Below are 22,675 nucleotides of genomic sequence, written 5' to 3'. Positions count from 1 at the left end.
CGCTGCTCAGGGGGCAGGTTGGCCCCTCGTTGTTCTCTGCGAACCCGCTCCTCCGAGTTGCACATGGGGCCGACCCGTAAATCGCCGCGACGCCGTCATCCTGCGCGGCGATCGCGGCTTGGCTGCGGCGAACGGCTCGAACCCCGCGCGCTGCTGGCCGTGACGCTGACACCGCTCGAACAGCTGCACCTCGAGCTGATTAATCAGGCACGGGCCAATCCCCTGGCGGCGATCAGTCGCTACGGCGTCGCCGACCTGAACGAAGGCCTGGTCCCCGGCACGATCGCTCCCGGTCCGAAACAGCCGCTGGCGCCGCTGGACATCCTGAGCAACGTCGCGCGGGCCCACTCAGCCGACATGTTGGCGCGGAACTACTTTGCCCACGTCAATCCGGAAGGGCAGGGACCCGGCGAGCGCGCCACGGCGGCGGGTTACGCCTACCAGTACCTCGGCGAGAACCTGGCCTGGGGCAACTACGGCACGACGCCTTCCGACCAGGTAGTCGACAACTTGCACGGCGGCCTGATCCGCAGCCCGCACCATCGCGAGGCCCTTTTTTTTCCCAACTTCGAGGAGATCGGCGTGGGCCTCGTGGCCGGCTACAAGCCGGGCGAGTCGACGCTGTCGCATTTCACCACGAACCTGTTCGGCGCGAATGGCGGGCCCCGCTATCTGACCGGCGTCGTGTATGCCGACATCTACCGCGACGACAACTTCTACACGCCGGGTGAAGGATTGGGGAATATCCTCATCACGGTCCGGAGTGCGACCGGCCAGGTGTTCACCACCACGACCGGTCCCTCGGGCGGGTATGCCCTGGAGCTGCCCAGCGGCAGCTACAGCATCACGGCCATGGGGATCGGGCTCTTGGGCGAGCAATATGCCACGACGGTGATCCAAACGTCCAACGTGAAGGTCGATTTCGTCCGCGACGGAGCGCCTTCGTTGGGCTATTTCATCGAAGAGGCCTACCAGTCGCTGCTGGGACGCAACCCCAGCCAGGCCGATATCAATGCGTGGGTCATCCCGGCGTCGAGCACGTCGCTACGAGCCGTGCTGGCCGGGTTTGTCGGTTCGGATGAATACCTGGCCCGGGCCGGTTCGGCCCCGGCATTTGTGACCAATGCCTATCGCCAGGTGCTGGGCCGGTCGCCTGCGCCGAACGAAGTCAACACCTGGGTCGGGCAGTTCCTGGCCGGCTTGCCGCGGAGCGCCTTTGCCAACGCCGTGGCGAGCAGCGGCGAGCTGACCAACCGGCTCGAAAGCTACAACACCCGCTACCGCGCGCTGTTCGGATTTACGCCCGACACCGAGCAGACCTATGCCTGGACCCTGGCGGCGAACGGCAATGTGCCCTGGCTCAACACCCTGCTCGTCGACACGCTCGGCCGCGGGGCCACCGATACCGAACGCCTGGCCTGGTCGAAGGCCATGGCCGACGGCGTCACTCGAACACAGGTGGCCGACCTCTTTCTGCGATCGCCCGAGCGGCTTGGCGGTCTGATCGGCGGCTACTATCTCAACATCCTCGGCCGCGCCGCTTCGAGCAGCGAATTGAATGCCTGGATCGGCGCGGTGCAAAACGGGGCCGCGCTCGAAACGGTCCAGAGCCTGCTCTATGGATCGTCCGAGTTCCTGGCCCGAGTCGGGGGCAACAACACGGCGTTCGTGCAGACGCTGTACCAACAAGTGCTTGGCCGGCAGGGCTCGCCGGGAGAATGGAATCTGTGGGTCGGCCCACTCAATGCCGGCGCGGCGACTCGTAGCGGAACGGCGACGGTGTTTCTGACCAGCCCCGAGGCACGCGCGCGGCTGATCGACGGCTGGTATCGTCTCTATCTCAATCGGCCGGCCGATACAGGCGGCATTGCGTTTTGGACCGGTTACCTGGCCGGCAACTCGCAATTCGCCGCGCAGTTGGCCATCGTGACCAGCCCGGAATACTCGACGATCGCCGCGGCGAGCGCGTGATCGCTGCGAATCAGCAAAACGCGGCACCAGGATGGGACCGCCCGCGATCGGCTGCTTTACAGCAAGCCGAGCGCCAGCAGCAAGGTGGCCGCCGAGATGGCGCCGCCCGCGGCACGCACGGCATTGCTGTTGGCAATCCGTGCGAGCAGCAGTCCGCCGCCGATGCCCAAGGCGTGCAACGAGGCGGTCGCCAGCAGGAACCCACCGGCGTAAGGAGCCAGCGAACCACCGGCGACCATTTCGGCCGCGTGGGCATGCCCATGGAAGAACGCGAACGCCGCGACTAGTGCCGCGGCGGCCGCGACCGGGAAACGCACCGAGGTAGCGATCAGCGCCCCCAGCACGAGAACGCTCGCCAAAATGCCGTATTCGACCAGCGGCAGCGGCATGCCGGCCGCCGCGGCTAGCCCGCCGACGAGCATGGCCGACAAGAACGATACCGGCATCAGCCACAGCGAGCGCCCGCCGAGGCGCACCCCCAAGAGGCCGACGGCCACCATCGCCAATAGATGGTCGAGGCCCAGCAGCGGGTGGTTGAAGCCGTCGTGAAAGGTACCCTCGGGATGACCCGGATGGGCCAAGGCGGGGGTGACCATCGCCGACAGACACAGCAGGACCAGGGCAAAACGGCTCATTGGACGACGCATGACGGCAATTCTCCCTAGAACTAGCTCGTGTCTTCGATCCGGCTCAGCCCACCCATCGCGGCACACGGCGCCGCAATGCACTCTCCGCAGGCCAGGCCATATTTTGCGGCAACTTCGACGGTCGACGCAACACCCTTGCGCCGGCGCGGCCGGTTGGGGACAGCTCGCCGGTGAAACCCCGGACGGAATCGTGGAATTCGTCCCCCCGGGTAGCTTAGCCAGCCACTGCCGAGCAAACCAGTAATCGGCCGCTCGATTCGTTCGCGGGCAGCGCGTTTTTCCCGGTGCCAACCGGGGTTTCGGACCGTAGCGGCGCGCGCCGGGACGGCCACCTGACTGCCGCAGATTCGGTTTTGCCGAAGGCGACGCCTGGTGCCTGTGAAAAAACGATCTTGGGGGAGCCGCCACGGGCCGTCCGATAGCTTACCGATGGCCCCCGCCGAGGGCCGGGCACCCGATCTCCGCCTGCCTCCGATCGGGCGTTCGCAGACCTCCTGGTATCGGAACCAACCTCTCGGGAAAGCGCGGTCGCCATCTATGTCGAGTATCAGCAGTTCGATCAGCAACATCCTGCTGGACAAGGAAATCCTGCTCGAGAGTGGCACCAACGAGTTGGAATTGTTGGTGTTCAACGTGGCCGACTACACGTTCGGCATCAACGTGGCCAAGGTCCGCGAAGTGCTGCCGACGCAGACGCTGACGCGGTTGCCTCGGGCCCATCGGTCGGTGCGCGGCGTGTTCAAGCTGCGCAACCAAGTCGTGCCGTGTGTGTCGCTGTACGAGCACTTGAGCATCGAGCGCGGCGGTCCCGACGCCGAGTCGAATCTGATCCTGACCGATTTCAATCAGCAACAAACGGCGTTTCTGGTCGATAGCGTCGAGCGGATTCACCGTCTGAGCTGGGAGCAGATCCTGTCGATGCCGCCGCTGATGGTCATTGCGCAGACGCCGGTCACCGCGATCGCCCGCTGCGACGGGCGGCTGATCGTGATGCTCGATTTTGAGATGATCATCGACCAGGTGACCGACCGCGCCTTTCGCACCGACGCGGTCGAAAACCCGCGCGGCCTGCCGCGCGAGACGCTGCGCGTCGTGCTGGCCGACGACTCGCCCACGGTGCGCGAGGCCGTGGCCAACACGCTCCGCGCCAGCGGCTATACGAATCTGCGCTATTTCGAGAACGGCGGCGAAGCCTGGCGGTGGATCGAGACACGGCTTGCCGAAACGGGCGACGTCGGTCAGGTAGCGGATCTGATCATCAGCGACGTCGAGATGCCGCAAGTCGACGGTTTCCACCTGACCAAGCGCGTCAAGGAGCACCCCCGGTTGAACCGCTTGCCGGTGCTGCTCTATTCGTCGATCGTCACACCAGACAATCTGAAGAAGGGACAAGCCGTCGGGGCCGACGCGCAGATTGCCAAGCCCGAGCTGAGCAAGATCGTGGAGTTGGCCGACGAGTTGATCAGCGCCGCGCGTGGTTCGGCCGTTGAGTCCTCCACGCCGCCGCTTGCCGAGATTTCTCCCGCGACGCAGCCCATCGCCGCGGCCGCCGTCGCGCCGGCGCCGTTCGCCGCGGCGGCTCCTCAACCGGCCGTCGCCGCCAGCGCATCGAGCGCCGCGGCGGCCACCCAGGTACGGCCCGTCGCCGCGGTGCCCGCGGGCGCCAAGGTCCCGGGCGGCGATACACGGCTCTGGAACACGTTTCAGCAGGAGCTCGCCGGTCACCTCAAGCAGTTGCGCGGCCTGGCGAAAGCCGCGGGGCGCAAAACGCCGGACGCTGCCCAGGTCAACACCTGGCTGCGGACGCTGCACACGATCAAGTCGGCGTCCATGGTGGTGCCGGTCGAAGAAGTTGCGCACGCGACCCATCTGCTGGAGAGTCTGATCGAAGCGCAACGGCAAGGAGGCTCGTGGCAACCGACAGCCATCGACGCCTATCTGAACTGGCTCGGCGAACTACTCGGCGCGAACGATCCGCGGCGTGTGCTGGACGAAGCGAGCGGCGTGCAGGCCGAGATTGCCGTGGCCTTGGCCGCGACCGCGCGTTAGCCTCGCGCGTGGCATCCAGAGTCCGGTTGGCGACTCGCACCAGCCGGCCGCCGGCGTGCAGCCCGGCGAACGACGTCGAGCGCCGCTAGCGCGTCGTCACGAGTCTTTGGCGCATGGTCTGGCCCACGGCCGACTGCCAACGGACAAACCGCTCGTACGCCTGGTGGAGCAGCTCGACCAGCTCGAACTGGTTGACCGGCTTGAGCAGGTAATCGCTCGCGCCGTTCTCGATCGCCTCGCTGATCGTGTCCCAGGTCGAGTGCGCCGTCATGAACAGCACCTGCGTCCAGGCATTGCGCCGCTTGGCGAACCTCAGCAGCTCCAGGCCGTCGAGGCCCGGCATCTGCAGGTCGGTCAACAGGATGTCGCAACAGTTCCCGTCGAGCCATTCGCGGGCCTTCACCGGGTCGGTCATCTCGACGATGTTCACCCGCTCGCCCATGCCTTGTCGGGCCACGTGCGAGAGCAAGCGAACCATGCTCGAATCGTCATCGACAACGACCAATTGCAGCGGACGAATGGGGGCAGACATCGCGCGACAAACCTCGGGTAGGCGTAGAACGGAGCGACCATCGGGCGGCACGGTCCGGCCCTGACGATCAGGGCGAATCGAGGCCGTGCCCTGCAAAACCATAGCTTGCCTGGAGGGTTTAGCGCCCCCACGGGGCGACAACCATATTTTCCCTGGCCGGTTATGACCTAGGCTTAACGAGAAAACCGTCCACGCGGCCTTTACCCCCCCGCCCGCCGGCCCACCTACGCCTCTCCTGCCCATTTTTTCCACACGACCCTGTTTACCCACTGCGTGACCGACTTGGGTTTCGCGGCAACAGAGGGTGTGAGGAGAATCGCCGGGAGTGAAATGATGAGCCGGGCGAACATGCTGTGGATGCCGTCTTGGAAAGCATCGAGCGCAGCGACGAGCAGCTACTTGCCGAAGCGGCCCGCGAAGGGTCCGACGGTCCTGCTTTCGTTGAACTCGTCAACCGGCATCGGCAGCGCGTCTGGCGCATCTGTTACCGGCTGTTGGGCAACGAGCACGACGCCCAAGATGCTGCGCAAGAGGTGTTCGTCGCGCTGTTCCTGCAACGCAGGAAATTTGCCGGACGGGCCCGCTTCACCACGTGGCTGCACGGCATCGCGGTTCGCAAGTGCTTGATGCTGCGTCGCGGGCGCGGACGGCGGCAACGCCGCGAGAACCCGGCCGACGCGGGCACGCTCGACATCCGGCACAGCTCGCGAGCGCCCCATCCCGATACGAGCGACGTCTACGAGATGCTCGGCATCCTCGACGACGAAGACCGTGCCCTGATGCTCCTCAAGTATGCCGAGGACTACACCATCGAGGAACTGGCCGAAATCTTCGAGCTCTCGCCGAGCGCTTGCAAGATGCGGCTGTCCCGAGCGCGCGAGAAACTTCAGGCGCAGTTCGGCCGCGATTTCGGGCCGGACGAACCTGATGACTCGCGCGTCTGAACGCCAACCGGAGACTGGACGCCATGGCCGAAAACCCGTTCGACCAGCTCGCCGACCACGAGGTCCCGCCGTTGCCGTTGGACTTCGACCTCAAGGTGCACGCACGCGTCAACGACGCGCTCGTCGGCACCCACCTGGTCGATTTCGGGCTGCGGGCCATTCCGTTGGCGCTGGCCGAACTGGCCCGGGCGGCGGTGGCGATGGTGGTGTTCACCTTGGCCGGCAGTTATCCGACCGAGCGGCGCACGCCTCGGCCGGAAGATCGTAACCGCGCGAAGGACGCCCCTGGCGGGGGTGACCGCTGATACTCTTTTTTTACCAGAGGCCCCGTTGCCTCGAGGAGAACTGACCATGTTGCCGTTGTTTGCTCAGACCGTGCCGGTGCCGATGCCGGCGGAACCCGTCCTGACGACTCCCACCCCGGCCGCCGAGCCGGTGACGATGGAGACCGTGAACGGTTTTTGGGAAACGTTCGTGAACAGCTTTGCCGACGCATTCCGCGAGATCATCGCCCAGGCCCCGGCCGTGGTGGCGATGCTGCTGGTCGTCGTCGTCGGCTATCTCGTGGCCCGAGTGCTGGGCCGCGCCGCGGCCGCCCTGAGCGAAGCGATCGGCCTTGAGGCCGCCGCCGAGCGCAGCGGACTGTTGGGCTCGATGAAACAGGTCGGCATTCGTCAAAGTGTTTCGACCATCGCCGGCCAGATCGTGTTCTGGATCTCGATGTGCTTGTTCCTGAGCGCCGCGTTCAACATCGTCCACTGGCAAGCGCTGAACGAGGCGATGCACACGATCGTCGCGTATATCCCCAACCTGCTCGTGGCCACGATCGTCGTCGTGGTGGGCCTGCTCGTGGCGGGCTTCCTCCGCGGCGTGGTGGCGACCAGCGCCGACCGCGTGGGCCTGAGCTATGCCGAGCACCTGGCCAACGGCTGCTATTACGTGCTGGCCCTGCTGACGTTCATCGCGGCCTTCGACCAGCTCGGCATCCAGTTCGACCTGTTCAAGGACCTGATCCTGATCGCCTGCGGCGGCCTGGCTCTGGGCTTCGGCCTGGCGTTCGGCCTCGGCGGCCGCGACGTGATGGCAGGCATCCTGGCCGGCTACTACACCCGGCAGCGGCTGCGTGCCGGTGACCACGTGACGGTCGGCACGATGCACGGCCGCGTCCGCGAAGTCGGCCCCGTGGCCACGATCGTCGAGACCGAAGAAGACGGCCTGCTCAACCGCCACAGCGTGCCGAACGTGAAGATGCTCAACGAAGCGGTCCGGTAAGCACGACGCCGGCCCGCTCCCCATCGGTCCCACCACGAGCCCCCGGGACGCAAGTCTCGGGGGCTTGCTTTTTCGGCACGCCTGGCGGGCATCTCATGCCATGGCGGCAATGGTTCGGCTGCACACGACCGCGATTCGTCTCATCTCGGCGTCGCAAATACTATCCCGGCAAACAACTGACTGGTACGGAAGCCGCGCATCTCAAACGTCTCCGCTGGCGATGGGTGGCACACGAACGAGACTCGCCGTATGCGGACCGGCGGCGCGCAGCACTTGCACACTCTCGCGGGCCCACCGCGCGTCGGGCACCCGTCGGTGCAGGATTCCAGGCTTGGCGATCGACAACTTGTGACTCACGCCATCACTGCAACCATATCAATCACCTGGCTACCCAAAACGCCGTCCCCCTCGATGCGAATGCTCGGGAAACGGCGGATTGCTTCGGCACGGTCCAGTCGCTTGGTAAATAGTTTCCAGGCATCATTCTGGTCGATCGTAAATCGCGCGGTCGGGCTCACCGACTCGCCCGCCGCCAGCAACCATGACGCCCCGATTCGAGTCACAGACCATGCGCCGCCTGCCTCGCCTGTAATCTTGACGGCGACCGTGCTCCCTTGCGGCGCGGTCACATGTCGAAAGGTGTACGGCAACGCACGCATGAAGACATCCAAGCAAGGATAAAACAGGCGTCTCTCGGCAATCGTGCTCGGACGTGCCGTGGCTTCGAAAACCTGCTGCGTGTGATGCCACTTCTCCGTGTATTCGCGCGCCAGGTCCATCCAATTCAAGGACACGCTCTCACCGGTCCACGCCACCGAGAATTGCGCCTTGCCGTTTGGATCAAGGGTTGGAAAAAAACGGGCCAATTCTTCGTCTGCCCATTCGATCAACGCACACAATACCTGGGGGCTCAGACGGCGGGCTGCCGTTTCCCACTCGCCGTTGAGGCGTGTCAAAAAGTCGAGCAAGGTTTCGCCCGGCCGAGGTTCTCCGCTTCCTTTGGAGGGAAGGTAATCATCTCGCTGCAGTGAGAGTCGACGCAAACTTCCATCCAGCAGGTGGGCGGCCACATCCTTGACGCAACGTCTCGAGCTCAGCGTTGGAAGATGCCATTCTGCACTGCCGAGCGAACGCAACAGAGCGACAAGACGTTGACTGATCTCTGGGAATAGGTGATTGACCGAGATAGGGGCAGTAGTGGCCATAGCAGCAGCATGATAAACGATGATCCGGCGACTCCGTTGCCTTGGGTTGATAGACCGGTTGAGCTTGCTGTTGGTTCGATCGCCCGTGGGAGTTGCCTCGACAGGCGCGGGCGGCGGTCCGTGAAAAACAAGCACCTCGATGCCGCCATCCGTCCAATCGACAGCCCCGCCGTCAGGTGCCACCTGACTCAGCAACCAGTGCGCGCCCCGCTACACGTGGCTGCGTGCCGGTGACCATGTGACCGTCGGCACGACGCCGGCCCACTACAATGCGCTCCAACCACGAGCCCCCGGGACGGAAGTCTCGGGGGCTTGCTTTTTTGCCGGACATGGGGCCCGCTTGCGGCTCACTCGTCGAACGAAAACACGCGCGCCCAGTCGTGCTGCATGCTGATCACGTGCCAGCCTTGTTCCTGGGCCTGTTCCATCAACGACTGGGGGAAGGTGCCGAACTTGGAATCCGGCAAACCGTTGGCCGGACCATAGGCATATTCGCGGCGCGCGTCGTCGTGAAACACCAGCATCATCAGCCGCGGCGCCTGGCCTGCCGCGGTCCATTCCAGCATCTCGCGATCTCCGGCCGAGTTGCCGAACGCCGCGATCGGACGCTTGCCGATGTACTTGTTGATCCCCACGGGCTTGCCGGCCTTGTCATCGATGAAGTCGATCTCGGGCAGCCGCATGAGCACCGGCTTGCCATCGCGGACCTCGTACTTGGTCTTGATCGTCGAGCCGACGACTTGCTCGGCCGGGATGCCGTAGACCGCCTGCGTCATCGGCCGCATGAATTCGATGCCCCCGCCGGAGACGATGAACGTCTTGAAGCCGTGGGCCCGCAGGAACTCCAGCAGCTCGACCATCGGCCGAAAGGCCAGCTCGGTATAGCGCTGCTTGAACCGCGGATGGCGCGCGGTTTCAAACCAGTCCCGGACGATCGCCTCGAACTCAGTCGTGCTGATGCCGGCGTGCGTCGCCATGACCAGCTCGATCAGCCCTTTCTCGCCCGACGCGGCCAGGGCCCGCAGATCGTTTTCGAGCGCCGCTTGAAACGGCTGCTGGGCTTTCCATTCGGGATGCTGTGGTGCCAGCTGCTTCACGCGGTCGAGCGCGAACGCCAACTGCGTGTACATCGGCTGCTCGGTCCACAGCGTGCCGTCGTTGTCGAACACGGCGATGCGATCGGCGAGCGGAACGAATCCCGCGCCGCCTTCCGTGGTCACCTGTGCGACGAAATCCAGGATCGCGCGCTTGGCGGGCGTGTCCCGCCACGAAGCCAACGGCTCGGCGGCGCACGACCGCGAACGGTCGAACGTCGTCGCCGCCAGGACGACGAGCACGACGAGCCACGGCCGACGGAAATCAAGCATGCAAGCAACCTCACTGCTGGTGAGCCGCGAACCCCTCGTGCGACCGCGCCCGGCTTCGACCGGGCGCGCCCGCACGACTCAACGACGCCACGGCCCGCTAGTTGCCGGACGGAACGGGAATGCTGAAACCGTTCTTTTCCAGCGCCTCGCGGATGTACTGGAAGCGTTCGTACTGTTGCAGGGTGATCGGGCCCGTGTAGACCTCGCTCTGCATCTTCCGCGGCGGGTACTTCACGTAGGTCTTCATCAGGTCCTTGATCGCCACGTTGAACGTGATCATGGTCCACGTCCGTTCCGTGTAATTGTTCATGAAGATGTCGTAGCGCTCTTGCGGGTCCTGCCAGAGATCGAAGATCTGCGGCACGGTGGCCACGTACTTTTCAGGCCCCTTCCAGCCGAGATTGGCGTCGACCGCCAGGCCGCCGGTCGCCTGCCCGTCGTCGCCGCGCAGGTTGAACACGGCCTTGTAGTTGCCCACGCGCGCGGCGCCCGGCGACAGTTCCGTCTCGGTGAAATAGAACCAGGCCTTGCGGGCACATTTGCCCGTGCCGAACAGCACCGGCGACATGTCGAAGCTGTCGAACATCATGGGTTGGCCTTCGCGGTCCTTGTCCGGCAGCTTCGCGCCGGCCACCGAGGCAAAGGTCGCCATCAGATCGAGCCCTCCGAGAATGTCGTGGTTGCGCACGTTGGGCTTGATCTTCCCCGGCCACACGGCGAACGCCGGCACGCGGCTGCCACCCTCGCGCACGGTGCCCTTGGTCCCGCGCAGCGGCGTGTAACCGGCATCGGGATAGACGTCCTGCCAGGCGCCGTTGTCGGTCGTATAGAAGACCAGCGTGTTCGCGTCCAGCTTCAACGCGCGCAGCTTGTCCATCACGTGCCCGATGCGGGCATCGAGCTCGACCACCGAGTCGGCATACTTCGACTTCGACAGCGACTTGTTCTGAAACTCGGGCGCCGGCAGGTTCGGCTGGTGCACCTTCATGAAATTGATATGGGCAAAGAACGGCTGATCCGGGTGCTTCGCGGCGTCGTCAAGAAATTCGAGCCCGGCCTGTTCGACGTACTTGTCGAGGAAGGGGATGCCGACCAGGCCTTTCTCCGGCGTGTCGACATATTGGCCGTTGACCTTCCAATCCTCTTTCGGCTTTTCGCCGGCCTTGCCCGAGAGCGAACCCTTGGTGACTTTGTCGAACATCGCGCGCAGTTCGGGGTCCATGTCGGGGAACCACGTCGGGTCGCCATAGGTGTAGGCATTGCAGTGGTACAGCAGGCAGTGCTTCATCACGTCATAGCCGTGAGCATTCGGCAGGGCGTAATCGGCCTCGCCCAGGTGCCACTTGCCGGTGAAGTAGGTCCGGTATCCGGCCTGCTTGAGCACCGAGCCCAAGGTCCATTCGGCCTGCGGCAGACCGCCGCCTTGGCCTTGGAACGCGACGGTCGTCATGCCGCTGCGATTGGGAATGCGCCCGGTCAGTATCGCCGCGCGGCCCGGCGTGCAGCTCGGCTGCGCATAGAAGGAGAAGAAGGTCATTCCTTCGGCGGCCATGCGGTCGATGTTCGGCGTCGGCATGCCGCGCCCTTCGCCGCCGCCGTACGGCCCCAGATCGCCGTAGCCCGTGTCGTCGGAAACGATCAGCAGGATGTTCGGCTTCGAGGCGGCCCAGGCAGGCCCGACCCACAACAACCCGGCGAGCAACGCCAGCAACCATGGCTTTTTCATGACAGGCAACTCCCATTTCTGCAGCAGGGACTGACCCGCGGAACCGCGTCGCGACTCACCCATCGTGAGACCGCACGCACGCGGCACGCCCAGAATCAGCCACCCCAGCGCCGGCAATTCTAGGCCTGTGTCAAGACGATCCGCAACAAGCCGCATGGCATTTCGGCGACGCAGGACGGCACGTCCATCGGGCCAATCCCGGCCGCGCGAAGTCGGCTTCGTGGCCACGATCGTTAAGACCGGGGAGGAAGGTGTGCTCAAACGTCACAGCGTGCCGAACCTGAAGAGGCTGAATTAAGCGGCGCGGTAATCACACCCCCGCCCGCTCCTACGCGTTCAACCCGCGAGCCCTCGCGACGAAAGTCTCGGGGGCTTGTTTCATTTGCGGATGCCCGAGGGATGCAAGAGCGGCAACCGCCTCCGAGCCGTCGTCCTAGCATTTCATCACGACGTTAGCTGCCGCTGTATTGATCTGTCGACGAAGGCGCATGGAATGAATTGAAAGGGTGCCGATCGTACATCATGATGAGATTGCCCTGGCCACAGAGCCGCGCGAGGGAAACAGTGGACCATTCAAACTGCTCGCCTATCGGGTGCGAGATCGCGGATGCCAATTGTCGTAACGTGTACCAATTGCAACCGCAGCTTTCGTGTTGCTGATTCACTCGCTGGTCGAGTGGCAAAATGCACCTGTCAAGCGCGGATCGTAATTCCCCAACCGGTTGCTAAACAAACCGCTACGCCATCCGCTGTCGGCACGACCGCGCGAAACGCCGCTACTGCCGCCGCGAATGCTCGCACCGTCGAGGAAAGGATCCTGAGCGGCTTCCAGGGCTCACCAGGCAGGCCAGAGATATCCATCGGCTACCGCACGATGCTTGGGGTTACAGCCCTCGGTTTGGCGCTCGTGCCATTGGAATATTGCTTGGTCGTCGCGGGCGCGACGTGGCTGCTTGTATGGCAATCGACTCACGTCGTTTTTGTGAGTTTGCAGGCGGCGTTTTCGATCGGCCTGATTGTGGCGATCGTTGCCATGTTGCGGCCAATCGTATTCATTTTTTATCGCACTAAACCCGTCGTTAGGTCAGCCAGAATACCGTTGGAGTCGTTTCCGGCGCTCGCCACGCTCATCCGCGAAATCAGCTCTCGTGTCGGTAGCCCCGTCCCGGCCAAGCTGGCGTTTTCATGCGAACCGAACGCCGCTGCGAGCTATGGCAATACACTCTGGCAGACGCTCTTTTCGCGGGAATTTGTCTTGCATCTCGGCCTGCCGCTATTGGGAGGACGTACCGTCGGCCAGTTGTCGGAAGTGATTGCACACGAATTGGGGCATTTTTCTCAGCCGAGCGCCACGCGATTGACATGCTTGCATCGTTGGATTCTAAGTTGGCTCGCCGCCGCGGCAACGATGCCATCCGGATGGACCGTCGAGAACGCAGCACGTGCGGATTCGCCGCTCGTACGATGGTTTCAGCTCACCGCGGCTTGCGGCGTGGCATTCGCACAGGCAATTTTGATTGCCATCTATCAAAGTGTCTGCCTGATGGTCGCCGTAGCAATTCGACAACTAGAATATGATGCCGATCGATTCGGAGTCGCCATCGCCGGGCCGAAAGTCCTCGAGCAGAATGAGATTTGGCTACACGAAGCAAATCGCGCATTTCGCGAGGCTCGCAAGCTTGCAGCCGAATGCCTGTCGCGGAATTGCTTGCCAAACGACCTCCCTGCGCTGACGCTGGATTGGTTGTCGCAATGGGACGAGGAACAGCGCGCCGCGATGCACGAAAGGCTCGCGCGAGAACAAACCACCTGGTTAAGCACGCATCCGGCGCCGCGCGACCGGATCATGGCCGCGCGAAAAACAGGCGCGAAAGGAGTCTTTCAATGCGATCTCCCTGCGACTTGCCTGATTCCCAATTATTCCGGATTGTGCAAGGCTACCTCTCGCGAGTTCTACTTCAACATGCTGGGCAGCGCGCCGCAGGGGATCACCTTTGCGCCGCCCGCAGAACTATTCCCTTATTGGATCATCTATTCATCGCGCAAGTCGTCGGCAATCGAAACCAATCGATAGTGGCGCGCGGGATTGGGAAAACCTAGGGGAGTGTCTGGCAGGCCCGTTCGTAACCTGTCCGGCCCTACGTCGCCACGCGACCCAACGACAGCCCGGCGATGATGGCCAGCATTCCGAGCACCAGGTGCGCTGCGATGTTCAGCGCGGGTTGCAGCAGGCTGAGGCCTTGCAGCTCGCCGCGGCCGGCGGCGAGTTCGTAGGTGTCGAAGGCGAAGGTGCTGAACGTGGTGAACGCGCCGGCGAAGCCGGTCAGCAGCGTCAGCCTCAACAGATCGTTGGGCGGTTGGGAACGCAGCCACGACCAGACCAGGCCGAAGAAAAAACAGCCCACGACGTTTACGGCCAGCGTGCCGTAGGGCCAGGCGCTGCCCAAGAGCAGGTGGCTGCCGCGCGAGACGCCCCACCGGGCCAGGGCCCCCACCGCGCCGGCCGCGGCAACGCACACGATGCGTACCCAAAGCGCGTCGGCGTTCATGCGATTCCTTCCGCGCGCGGGTGCGCTCAGGTGACCGTCGCGAACCGCTCTTGCAGCGCCTGGACGGTCATCTCTTCCTGCCGCAGCGCTTCCATCGCCTTCACGACCGCTTCGGCCGCGGGCATCGTCGTGATACACGGCACGCCGCGCGACACGGCCGCCGCGCGGATCCGCCCTTCGTCGGTGCGGGCACCCTTGCCGCTGGGCGTGTTGATGATCAGTTGCACGTTGCCGTCGATCAGGTAGTCGAGCAGGTTGGGGTGACCTTCTTGCAGCTTGCGGACCGCCTTGACCGGGATGCCCGCCTCTTCGATCTGTCGCGCGGTGCCGGGCGTGGCCAGCAGGTCGTAGCCCAAGGCCACGAGCCGGCGGGCCAACTCGACCACGTTGTGCTTGTTGCGCACCGCGACGCTCAGAAAGATGTTGCCCGACTCGGGAAACAGCGTACCGGCGGCCAACTGGCTCTTGGCAAACGCAATCGGGAACCGCTCGCTGATGCCCATCACTTCGCCGGTGCTCTTCATCTCGGGCCCGAGGACGATGTCGACCCCTTGGAACTTGACGAAGGGGAACACGCTTTCCTTGACCGAGACGTGCGTGGGGACGGGGTCTTCGTAGATGCCCTGTTCGCGCAGCGAGACGCCGGCCATCACCTTGGCGGCCACGCGGGCGACGGGCATGCCGGTCGCCTTGGCCACGAACGGCGCCGTGCGGCTGGCGCGGGGATTGACCTCGAGCACGTAGACCTGCAGTTGGCCGTCTTCGCGCTTGACGGCGTATTGCACGTTCATCAGCCCGCGGACTTGCATGTGCCGGGCCATGGCCGTCGTCGCGCGGCGAATCTCGTCGATCGTCTCGGGCGGCAGGCTGTAGGGCGGAATCGTGCAGGCCGAATCGCCCGAGTGCACGCCGGCCTCTTCGATGTGTTCCATAACGCCGGCGATGATCACGTCCTGCCCGTCGCCAATGGCGTCGACATCGACCTCGGTGGCGTCTTCGAGGAACCGGTCGATGAGCACGGGCTGACCCTGGGCGACGACGAAGGCCTCGGCCACGTAGCGCTCGAATTGGGCCAGGTCGTAGCAGATCTCCATGGCCCGGCCACCGAGCACGAAGCTGGGGCGCACGAGCACGGGATAGCCAATTTTCTCGACCTCGCGGCGGGCCTCGTCCATCGTGCGGGCAATGCCGTTGGCCGGCTGCTTGAGGCCCACGCGGTCGAGCAGCTCTTTGAATTTCTCGCGGTCTTCGGCGTCTTCGATCGTGTCGACGCTGGTGCCGATGATCGGCACGCCGGCCGTGGCCAGGGCCCGAGCCAGATTGAGCGGCGTCTGGCCGCCGAACTGAACGATCACGCCGTCGGGCTGGATGCGGTCGAAAATGTTCAGCACGTCTTCGGTCGTGAGCGGCTCGAAAAACAACAGGTCGCTCGTGTCGTAGTCGGTGCTGACCGTCTCGGGATTCGAGTTGACCATGATCGACTGGATGCCCAATTCGCGCAGGGCCATGCTCGCGTGGCAACAGCAGTAGTCGAACTCGATCCCCTGGCCGATGCGGTTGGGTCCGCCGCCGAGAATCATGATCCGCCGTTGCCCGGGCTGCCGGGCCGGCGTTTCGTCTTCGTCCTCGTAGGTCGAGTAGTAATAGGGCGTGTAGGCCTCGAACTCGGCGGCGCAGGTATCGACCGATTTGAACGTCGCCACGACGCCGCGGGCCTTGCGGTCGTTGCGGATCTCCATTTCGGTGGTGTGCCAGAGCGTGGCCAACTGCCGATCGGAAAAGCCCTGGCGCTTGGCCTTGCGTAACAGCTCCGTACTACTCGCGGCCAGGCTGCCGGCGGCGCGCAGCTCGTTTTCGGTTTCGATGATCTCGGCCAGGTTGTCGAGGAACCACGGATCGATGCCGGTCCGGTCGTGAACTTCCGCGACCGTCATGCCGCTCTTCAGCGCATAGCGCAGGTACCAGACGCGCTCGGCATTGGGAATCGCCAGCTTGGCGTGGAGCTCTTCGAGGCTGGGCTGCTGCGGTGTGCTCCAGCGGTCCTTGGCATCGCAGCCCAGTCCGAAGCTGCCGACTTCGAGCCCGCGGAGCGCCTTTTGCAGCGATTCCTTGAAGGTGCGGCCGATGGCCATCGTCTCGCCGACGCTTTTCATCTGCGTCATCAGCGTGGCGTCGGCCTCGGGGAATTTTTCGAAGGCGAACCGCGGCACCTTTGTCACGACGTAGTCGATCGTCGGCTCGAAGCAGGCCATCGTCTCGCGGGTAATGTCGTTGGGCAGCTCGTGCAGCCGGTAGCCCACGGCCAGCTTGGCGGCGATCTTCGCGATCGGAAAGCCCGTGGCCTTCGAGGCCAGGGCGCTCGAGCGGCTGACGCGGGGATTCATCTCGATCACGATCATGTCGCCCGTCTCGGGGTTGATCGCGAACTGGATGTTCGAGCCGCCCGTCTCGACGCCGATCTCGCGGATCACGGCGATCGAGGCATCGCGCATCCGCTGATATTCCTTGTCGGTCAGCGTCTGGGCGGGGGCCACGGTGATCGAATCGCCGGTGTGCACGCCCATCGGGTCGAAGTTTTCGATCGAGCAGATGATCACGACGTTGTCGTCCTTGTCGCGCATCACCTCCATCTCGTACTCCTTCCAGCCGATGATCGACTGTTCGAGGAGCACTTCGGTGATCGGCGAAGCCTCGAGCCCCCGGGCCACGAGCTGCTCGAATTCTTCACGGTTGTAGGCGATGGCCGAACCGGTGCCGCCGAGCGTGAAGCTGGGACGCACGACGCACGGCAGGCCGATCTCATCGAGCAGCCGGCGGGCGTCTTCGAGGTTGGTGACCGTCGAGCCCTTGCAAACATTCAGACCGATGCGCTCCATCGCAGACTTGAACTGCGCGCGGTCTTCGGCCTTGTCGATCACCGCCGGCGTGGCCCCGATCATCTCGACGCCGTAATCGTCGAGCACGCCTTGCCGGTCGAGATCCATGGCCAGGTTCAAGGCCGTCTGGCCGCCCAGGGTCGGTAAGATTGCGTCGGGCCGCTCGCGCTCGATCACCTTGGCGACCATCTGCCAGGTGAGCGGCTCGATGTACGTGCGGTCGGCCGTGGCCGGATCGGTCATGATCGTGGCCGGGTTGCTGTTGACCAGCACGATCTCGTAGCCCTCTTCGCGCAGGGCCTTACAGGCCTGCGTGCCTGAGTAGTCGAACTCGCAGGCCTGGCCGATGACGATGGGACCGGAGCCGATGAGCAGAATCTTGTGAAGGTCGTTGCGACGGGGCACTTACCAGTTCCTCACAATTCTCCCGGCGCGCTCGGGTACCGGTCCCGCGGCGCCTGGGGAAGAGTCGGGTTGCGAGTAAAATTTCTCGACCATACCATCGCAGCCGACTAGGGTTCAAGGACCGGCGCGGCGAGGACGGGAGTAGCGTGCAAGCACGGCGCTGAACTTGGGGGCCTTGGCCCATGTCCCCCAGCGTGAGGGAGTGCCGTTTCCCTTGCTCCGCGCGGCATTCTGCCGTCGGGCGCGCTGCCCTTTCGCGGCGATGTTGCCACGGTGCAACGGCCCGCCGCGGACCGGCAAAAACGGCTGCCGACGACGACGGGAGTGGGCGTTTTGAGCTAGGTTTCCCCTGCCGGAAGTCCGCGCGGCTCCAAGGGCCGCCGGGCAGGGCCATTTCTCGCTCTCGTCTTGATCTCTTCTATCCTGGGGGACCTTCGAACATGAGCCGTGTCGTGTTGCGCGCCTGTGTCTGGGCTTGGATGGTGTCGGGCTGCCTGTTTGCCGGTACGGCAAAGGCTGCCGAGTGGTACCTGGCCGACGGACAGGCCTGGCCCGGCCGGATCTTGCTCCAGCGCGATGCCCGCCAGGACTTCTGGTATACGCGGCCGCTCTCGCAGGACGATCAGACCATTCCCCGGGTCCGCAGCGTGTGCACTACCAGCACCGGCCAGGTGGTGTTTTGCAGCGGCCTGGACCGGCGAATCATGATCGCCGATCCCCGGGGCGAGCGGACGCTGCACCACGGCGGTTACCTGGCCCGACAGGTCCGCTGCGACGCGGCCGACACAATCTATTGGAGCGGACTCGAAACGCCGCAAGACGCCAGCCCGCTGCCCGACGGATTCATCTACGCCTACAGCCAGGTGACGCGCGAGGCCCGTACGCTCGCAACCTTTTCCCAGGCCGACGTGGGCCGGGACTGGTGGGGGGCGTTCGATATCCACCAGGGGCGCATCTACGTGGCCACGCTGAACGGCCCGGCGCGGTTGTACGAATTGCCCGAAAGCGGCATACCCCGGTTGGTTGCCACGTTGCCGATTCCGGTCCACGCCTTCCGGTTTGGCGAGGACGGTGCGCTCTGGGCCTGCGACGGGCAGGGGGGGCTGTTCCGATTCTCCGACCTCCAGCGGCCCGAACAGATTGAGACGGTGCTCCGAGGCGGGGTTCCGTTTGTCGATTTCGCTCCGGTGCGCTGATCGGCACATGTGTCGCGCAGAGGACTGGGCCAGCCTCACCCGAGTCAGACGCAAGTAGCGGTGCGCAAACCGTGCGCAGACGACTGCGCACGGTCTAGGCGACACAATTCCAGCGTTTGACAGCTCGACGTAAGCCATTTAAGGTAAATGTCTTAGTCGCCTGAAATGGCAGGCTGTTCCCTCCGACGCCAAGTAACGTGCTGCGTGGCCGACAAACCGTGGGGCGGAGTTTTTGACCAGGCGACGGACCGCCGTGTGGAGAAGTTCACCGAGAGCGTGAGCTTCGATCGGCGGCTTTACGCCCACGACATCACGGGCTCATCCGCCCATGCCCAGATGCTGGCCGACGTGGGGCTGATCTCCGCGGACGAATGCGGTCAGATCGTCGCCGCGCTGGCCGAGATCGGTCGCGAAATCGAGGCCGGCCGCTTTGAGTTCCGCACCGAACTCGAAGACATCCACATGCACATCGAGCGGGCCCTGACGGACCGCCTCGGCGATGTGGGCCGCAAATTGCATACCGGCCGCAGCCGCAACGACCAGGTTTCGACCGACCTGCGGCTCTGGGTCCGCGATGCGATTGACCGGCTCGACGGACTGCTCGTCGACCTGCAACGAGCCTTCGTCGATCGCTGCCAGCGCGACGCGGACGTCGTCATGCCCGGCTACACCCATTTGCAACGAGCCCAGCCGGTGCTCGCCGCGCATTATTGGCTGGCCTACTGCGAGAAATTCGAGCGCGACCGGCAGCGGCTGGCCGACGCGCGCAGGCGTGTCAACGTCTCGCCGCTGGGTGCCGCCGCGCTGGCCGGCACCAGCCTGCCGATCGACCGCGCCAACACGGCGCGCCGGCTGGGTTTCGCCGCGGTGGCGGCCAACAGCCTCGATGTGTCGAGCGACCGCGACTTTGCCCTCGAGTTTGCGTTTTGCTGTGCCACGATCGCGGCCCACCTGAGCACCTGGGCCGAGGAGTGGATCCTCTGGTCGACCACCGAGTTCGGCTTTCTCAAGCTGCCGCAGGCGTTCTGCACCGGCTCGTCGATCATGCCGCAAAAGATCAACCCGGACGTGCTGGAGCTGACCCGGGGACGCACGGCCCGAGTCTATGCCGCGCTGCAATCGCTGTTGGTGCTGGTGAAGGGGCTACCCCTGGCCTACAACCGCGACCTGCAAGAAGACAAGCTGCCGGTGTTCGACGCCTTTGACACGGTGGCCGCCTGTCTCGAGCTGGCCGCGCCGATCGTGATCGGCGCCGAGCTCGACCGCGCGGCCATCGAGGCCCGACTCGACCGCGGCTATCTCGACGCCACGACCTTGATGGAAGAACTGATCCGCCGAGGCATACCACAGCGTTCAGCGCACGAGGTGGTCGGCCAACTGGTGCGCAAGGCCCGCGATCGCGAGGTTCGCCTGGCCGATCTCAGCGACAACGACTTCCGCAGCGTGCATGCCGAACTCGATGGCAGCCTGCGCGACGTCCTGGGCGTCGACCGCGCGCTACGTGCATTTGTCTCCTACGGCTCGACGGCGCCCGGCGAAGTGGCCGCACAAGTTGCGGCGTGGCGCAAGAAGCTGGGGAGCCAGACATGAGCCTTTTGCCCGCTTTCCGCCGGCGGCCGGCCGCGCTCGCTGTGGTCCTTGCGCTGTTGGCGGTCGCCTTTGCGCCGTGGACCGTGGCCCAAGACAAGCCGGAAGAGCCGCGCGCGGTCACCGAACCGGCGGTGCAGGCCCTGCTTGACTCGAAATTCGAGAGTCCGCTGGACCGGCTGAGGGCCGTGCTGGTGATGATCGATTTGAAGCACGGCTTCGCCGCGCGGCCGCTGGTCGAACAATTGCTGGCCGCACAACTGGCGCCCGAGCAACTGGCCGCCTTGGGCAACCGCTTGGGCACTGCCGCGCTGGTCAAACTGTCGCAAGATCGCGATCTCGCGCCTCAAGGCGCCGAGCTGGCCAAGGCGATTCTCGCTGCGCAGACCGGCGCGGCGCGCGATCCGCAGTCGATCGCCCAACTCGTCGAACAACTGCGCACGGCGCCGCCGTCTCAGCACGTGGTTCTGACCGCGCGGCTGCGCGAGGCACGCTCGGCGGCCGTGAAGCCGTTGCTTTGGGCAATTGTCGATCCGGCAACAGGCGAGGGCGCGGCACCGCTGCGCCGGGCGCTGCTGGCCATCGGCACCGATGCGCTGCCCCCGCTGTGGGGCGCCCTCGAATCGCCCGATCCGAACGTCCGCCTCGCCGCGATTGGGGCGCTGGGCAGGATGCGTGATCCGCAAAGCGTTGTACCGCTCTTGGCGAGTCTGCATGTTCCCGACGAAGACCTGGCGCCCGACGCGGCGCCACAGCCGGGCGCGTTTCAGCGCGTCGCCGCCGAACGCGAGGCAGCGGCGGCCGCAATCCGGGCGATTCGGGGACAGGCGCCTTCGCTGGGCGAGGCCGTGGAACTGCTTTTGGCGCGCAGCGAGCAACTGTATGCCGAGTCGTTCGCGCCGCATGCGGCCGATGCAGCGCCCGTGGAGGTTTGGGACTTCAAACTCGCCGAACCGCAGGCCCGCATGCTGCCGCCGGCAGATGCGGCGCTGGTTTGGGCCGCGCGGCTGGCACGCGACGCAGAACATTTGGCTCCCGACGACGGCCGCGCACGACGGTTGAGCATCGCCACGCGGCTGGCCACCGACGCACGTCGTCCGCCGGGCGAAGCAGTCGACGCGCAGGCCTGGCCCTACACCGATCAAACGGGACTCGAAAGCGCGCTGCTGGAGAGCCTGAAGCAGGGCGCTTGGTCGACTGCTGCCCAGGCGGCCCGGCACCTGACTGATCGAGACGCGCTCTATACGTCGCTGCCCGAACCGGCACCCCTGGTGCTGGCCTTGCGCCATGGCGACGAGCGGCTGCGGTTTGCGGCGCTCGAGACGATCGAGCGGCTGCAGCCGACGGCCAAGTTCCCGGGCAGCAGCTACGTAAGCGATGCCTTGGCCCACTTCGTCACGGCTTGGGGCGAGCGTCGCGCCGTGGTGGTCGACAACGATCTGAATCACGCCGAGGAATTGCGGACGCTGGTCGTGGGCGCCGGCTACGATGCCGATGTGACGTCCGACGTACGCGACCTGCTGCGCGTCGCGCGGACCAATGCCGACTACGAATTGGCGGTGATCGACGTCTCTATCAGTTTTCCCACGGCCAACGATGTGCTGGCCGAGCTGCGCCGCGACTGGCGCACGGCACAACTGCCGGTGCTCTTGGTCGCGATGCCCGAACGGTTGGAAGACGCCCGCCGCCTGGCCGATCGCCACACGTTGACGGCGGCGTTTGTGCGTCCGCAAGACGCGGCCGGACTCGAATTCGAGCTTACGCAGTTGGCCGCTCTGCCGGGAGCCCGAGCGATGACGACCGACGAGCGCCGCGCCGCCGGCCAGGCGGCGCTGGCGATGCTCGCGCGGCTGAGCGCCGCGCCGCGCACGGCAATCGCTTTGGCGCCGGCCGTGCAGGCAGCACATGAGGCGCTGTATCGGCCCGCCGTGGCCGAAAACGCCGCCGCCGTGTTGGGTCGCTGGGTTACGCCGGCCGCGCAGCGGGCACTGGCCGATGCCGCGAGCCTGACGGCGCTGCCGCTCGAGCTGCGCAGCGCCGCGGCCGAGGCCCTGCGCTGGAGCCTGGCCGAACACGGCGTGCTGCTCACGCCGAGCGAAGTCCAGGCGCAATACGACCGCTATAACGCCAGCGAACACTTGGACGCAGCGACCCAGGCGCTGTTGGCCTCGATCCTCGACACGATCGAGGCGCGAGCCGCAGTCGACGAAGACCCCCCCGCAGCCGAAGGAAGCCCTCCCGAATAACCTCCGGTCCGCCGCGCGGTCTGCTTGTCAGGCATCGAGCGCGGCGGCCGCAACACGCCAACCTTTCCGCCGCCGTCGAGCGCGCTCGGGCGGAGCGACGCTG

At 65.1% G+C, this 22,675-nt stretch carries 16 protein-coding genes; 9 read left to right on the top strand and 7 right to left on the bottom strand.

Annotated features, from left to right (window positions below; translation table 11 throughout):
• Positions 1-63 precede the first annotated feature (63 nt).
• Positions 64-1,971: a DUF4214 domain-containing protein gene (locus K1X74_02105; GenBank protein ID MBX7165120.1), complete on the top strand. Its 1,908-nt coding sequence runs from the start codon at positions 64-66 to the stop codon at positions 1,969-1,971.
• 56 nt (positions 1,972-2,027) lie between these two features.
• On the opposite strand, the gene K1X74_02100 is transcribed toward K1X74_02105, so the two are convergent.
• The gene (locus K1X74_02100) at positions 2,028-2,618 is read right to left on the bottom strand and encodes a HupE/UreJ family protein (GenBank protein MBX7165119.1); all 591 of its coding nucleotides are present in this window, start codon (positions 2,616-2,618) and stop codon (positions 2,028-2,030) included.
• A gap of 537 nt (positions 2,619-3,155) precedes the next feature.
• Between K1X74_02100 and K1X74_02095 the strand changes: the two genes are divergently transcribed.
• Positions 3,156-4,667 (top strand): chemotaxis protein CheW, encoded by a 1,512-nt coding sequence (locus K1X74_02095; GenBank protein ID MBX7165118.1) that lies wholly within the window; start codon positions 3,156-3,158, stop codon positions 4,665-4,667.
• Between the two features lie 85 nt (positions 4,668-4,752).
• Here K1X74_02095 and K1X74_02090 read toward each other — a convergent pair whose 3' ends face one another.
• A complete protein-coding gene (locus K1X74_02090) occupies positions 4,753-5,199 on the bottom strand; it encodes a response regulator (protein ID MBX7165117.1) in 447 nt (148 codons plus the stop codon).
• Between the two features lie 353 nt (positions 5,200-5,552).
• On the opposite strand from K1X74_02090, the gene K1X74_02085 reads away from it, so the two are divergent.
• The 3 genes from K1X74_02085 to K1X74_02075 are packed head-to-tail and all read left to right on the top strand — an operon-like array spanning position 5,553 to position 7,415.
• The gene (locus K1X74_02085; protein ID MBX7165116.1) at positions 5,553-6,143 is read left to right on the top strand and encodes an RNA polymerase sigma factor; all 591 of its coding nucleotides are present in this window, start codon (positions 5,553-5,555) and stop codon (positions 6,141-6,143) included.
• A gap of 23 nt (positions 6,144-6,166) precedes the next feature.
• Positions 6,167-6,448 (top strand): hypothetical protein, encoded by a 282-nt coding sequence (locus K1X74_02080; GenBank protein MBX7165115.1) that lies wholly within the window; start codon positions 6,167-6,169, stop codon positions 6,446-6,448.
• Positions 6,449-6,494: 46 nt separating this feature from the next.
• Positions 6,495-7,415: a mechanosensitive ion channel gene (locus tag K1X74_02075; GenBank protein MBX7165114.1), complete on the top strand. Its 921-nt coding sequence runs from the start codon at positions 6,495-6,497 to the stop codon at positions 7,413-7,415.
• Between the two features lie 353 nt (positions 7,416-7,768).
• On the opposite strand, the gene K1X74_02070 is transcribed toward K1X74_02075, so the two are convergent.
• The 3 genes from K1X74_02070 to K1X74_02060 form a co-directional block, all read right to left on the bottom strand.
• Complete coding sequence (locus K1X74_02070) at positions 7,769-8,815, bottom strand: maleylpyruvate isomerase N-terminal domain-containing protein (protein MBX7165113.1); 1,047 nt, start codon at positions 8,813-8,815, stop codon at positions 7,769-7,771.
• A gap of 152 nt (positions 8,816-8,967) precedes the next feature.
• Positions 8,968-9,858 (bottom strand): haloacid dehalogenase-like hydrolase, encoded by an 891-nt coding sequence (locus K1X74_02065; GenBank protein ID MBX7165112.1) that lies wholly within the window; start codon positions 9,856-9,858, stop codon positions 8,968-8,970.
• 226 nt (positions 9,859-10,084) lie between these two features.
• Positions 10,085-11,713 (bottom strand): arylsulfatase, encoded by a 1,629-nt coding sequence (locus K1X74_02060; protein ID MBX7165111.1) that lies wholly within the window; start codon positions 11,711-11,713, stop codon positions 10,085-10,087.
• Positions 11,714-12,320: 607 nt separating this feature from the next.
• Here K1X74_02060 and K1X74_02055 point away from each other — a divergent pair.
• The gene (locus tag K1X74_02055) at positions 12,321-13,787 is read left to right on the top strand and encodes a M48 family metalloprotease (GenBank protein MBX7165110.1); all 1,467 of its coding nucleotides are present in this window, start codon (positions 12,321-12,323) and stop codon (positions 13,785-13,787) included.
• Positions 13,788-13,851: 64 nt separating this feature from the next.
• Here K1X74_02055 and K1X74_02050 read toward each other — a convergent pair whose 3' ends face one another.
• Both K1X74_02050 and carB read right to left on the bottom strand, forming a co-directional pair.
• The gene (locus K1X74_02050) at positions 13,852-14,262 is read right to left on the bottom strand and encodes a CrcB family protein (GenBank protein ID MBX7165109.1); all 411 of its coding nucleotides are present in this window, start codon (positions 14,260-14,262) and stop codon (positions 13,852-13,854) included.
• 26 nt (positions 14,263-14,288) lie between these two features.
• Positions 14,289-17,543 carry a carbamoyl-phosphate synthase large subunit gene (gene carB, locus K1X74_02045; protein ID MBX7165108.1) on the bottom strand — a complete coding sequence of 1,085 codons (3,255 nt, stop codon included), beginning with the start codon at positions 17,541-17,543 and terminating at the stop codon, positions 14,289-14,291.
• A gap of 440 nt (positions 17,544-17,983) precedes the next feature.
• On the opposite strand from carB, the gene K1X74_02040 reads away from it, so the two are divergent.
• From K1X74_02040 to K1X74_02030, 3 genes are all read left to right on the top strand, one after another.
• Positions 17,984-18,739 carry a hypothetical protein gene (locus K1X74_02040; protein ID MBX7165107.1) on the top strand — a complete coding sequence of 252 codons (756 nt, stop codon included), beginning with the start codon at positions 17,984-17,986 and terminating at the stop codon, positions 18,737-18,739.
• A gap of 165 nt (positions 18,740-18,904) precedes the next feature.
• Positions 18,905-20,329, top strand: a complete 1,425-nt coding sequence (gene argH / locus K1X74_02035) for an argininosuccinate lyase (GenBank protein MBX7165106.1) — start codon at positions 18,905-18,907, stop codon at positions 20,327-20,329.
• Complete coding sequence (locus K1X74_02030) at positions 20,326-22,572, top strand: HEAT repeat domain-containing protein (protein ID MBX7165105.1); 2,247 nt, start codon at positions 20,326-20,328, stop codon at positions 22,570-22,572. The genes argH and K1X74_02030 overlap by 4 nt, the downstream gene beginning before the upstream one ends.
• Positions 22,573-22,675: the final 103 nt, after the last annotated feature.

Source organism: Pirellulales bacterium, from assembly GCA_019694435.1.
Taxonomy (GTDB): domain Bacteria; phylum Planctomycetota; class Planctomycetia; order Pirellulales; family JAEUIK01; genus JAIBBZ01.
The sequence above is the reverse complement of the archived record's forward strand: the minus strand, read 5'-3'. Positions and strand labels throughout refer to the sequence as shown.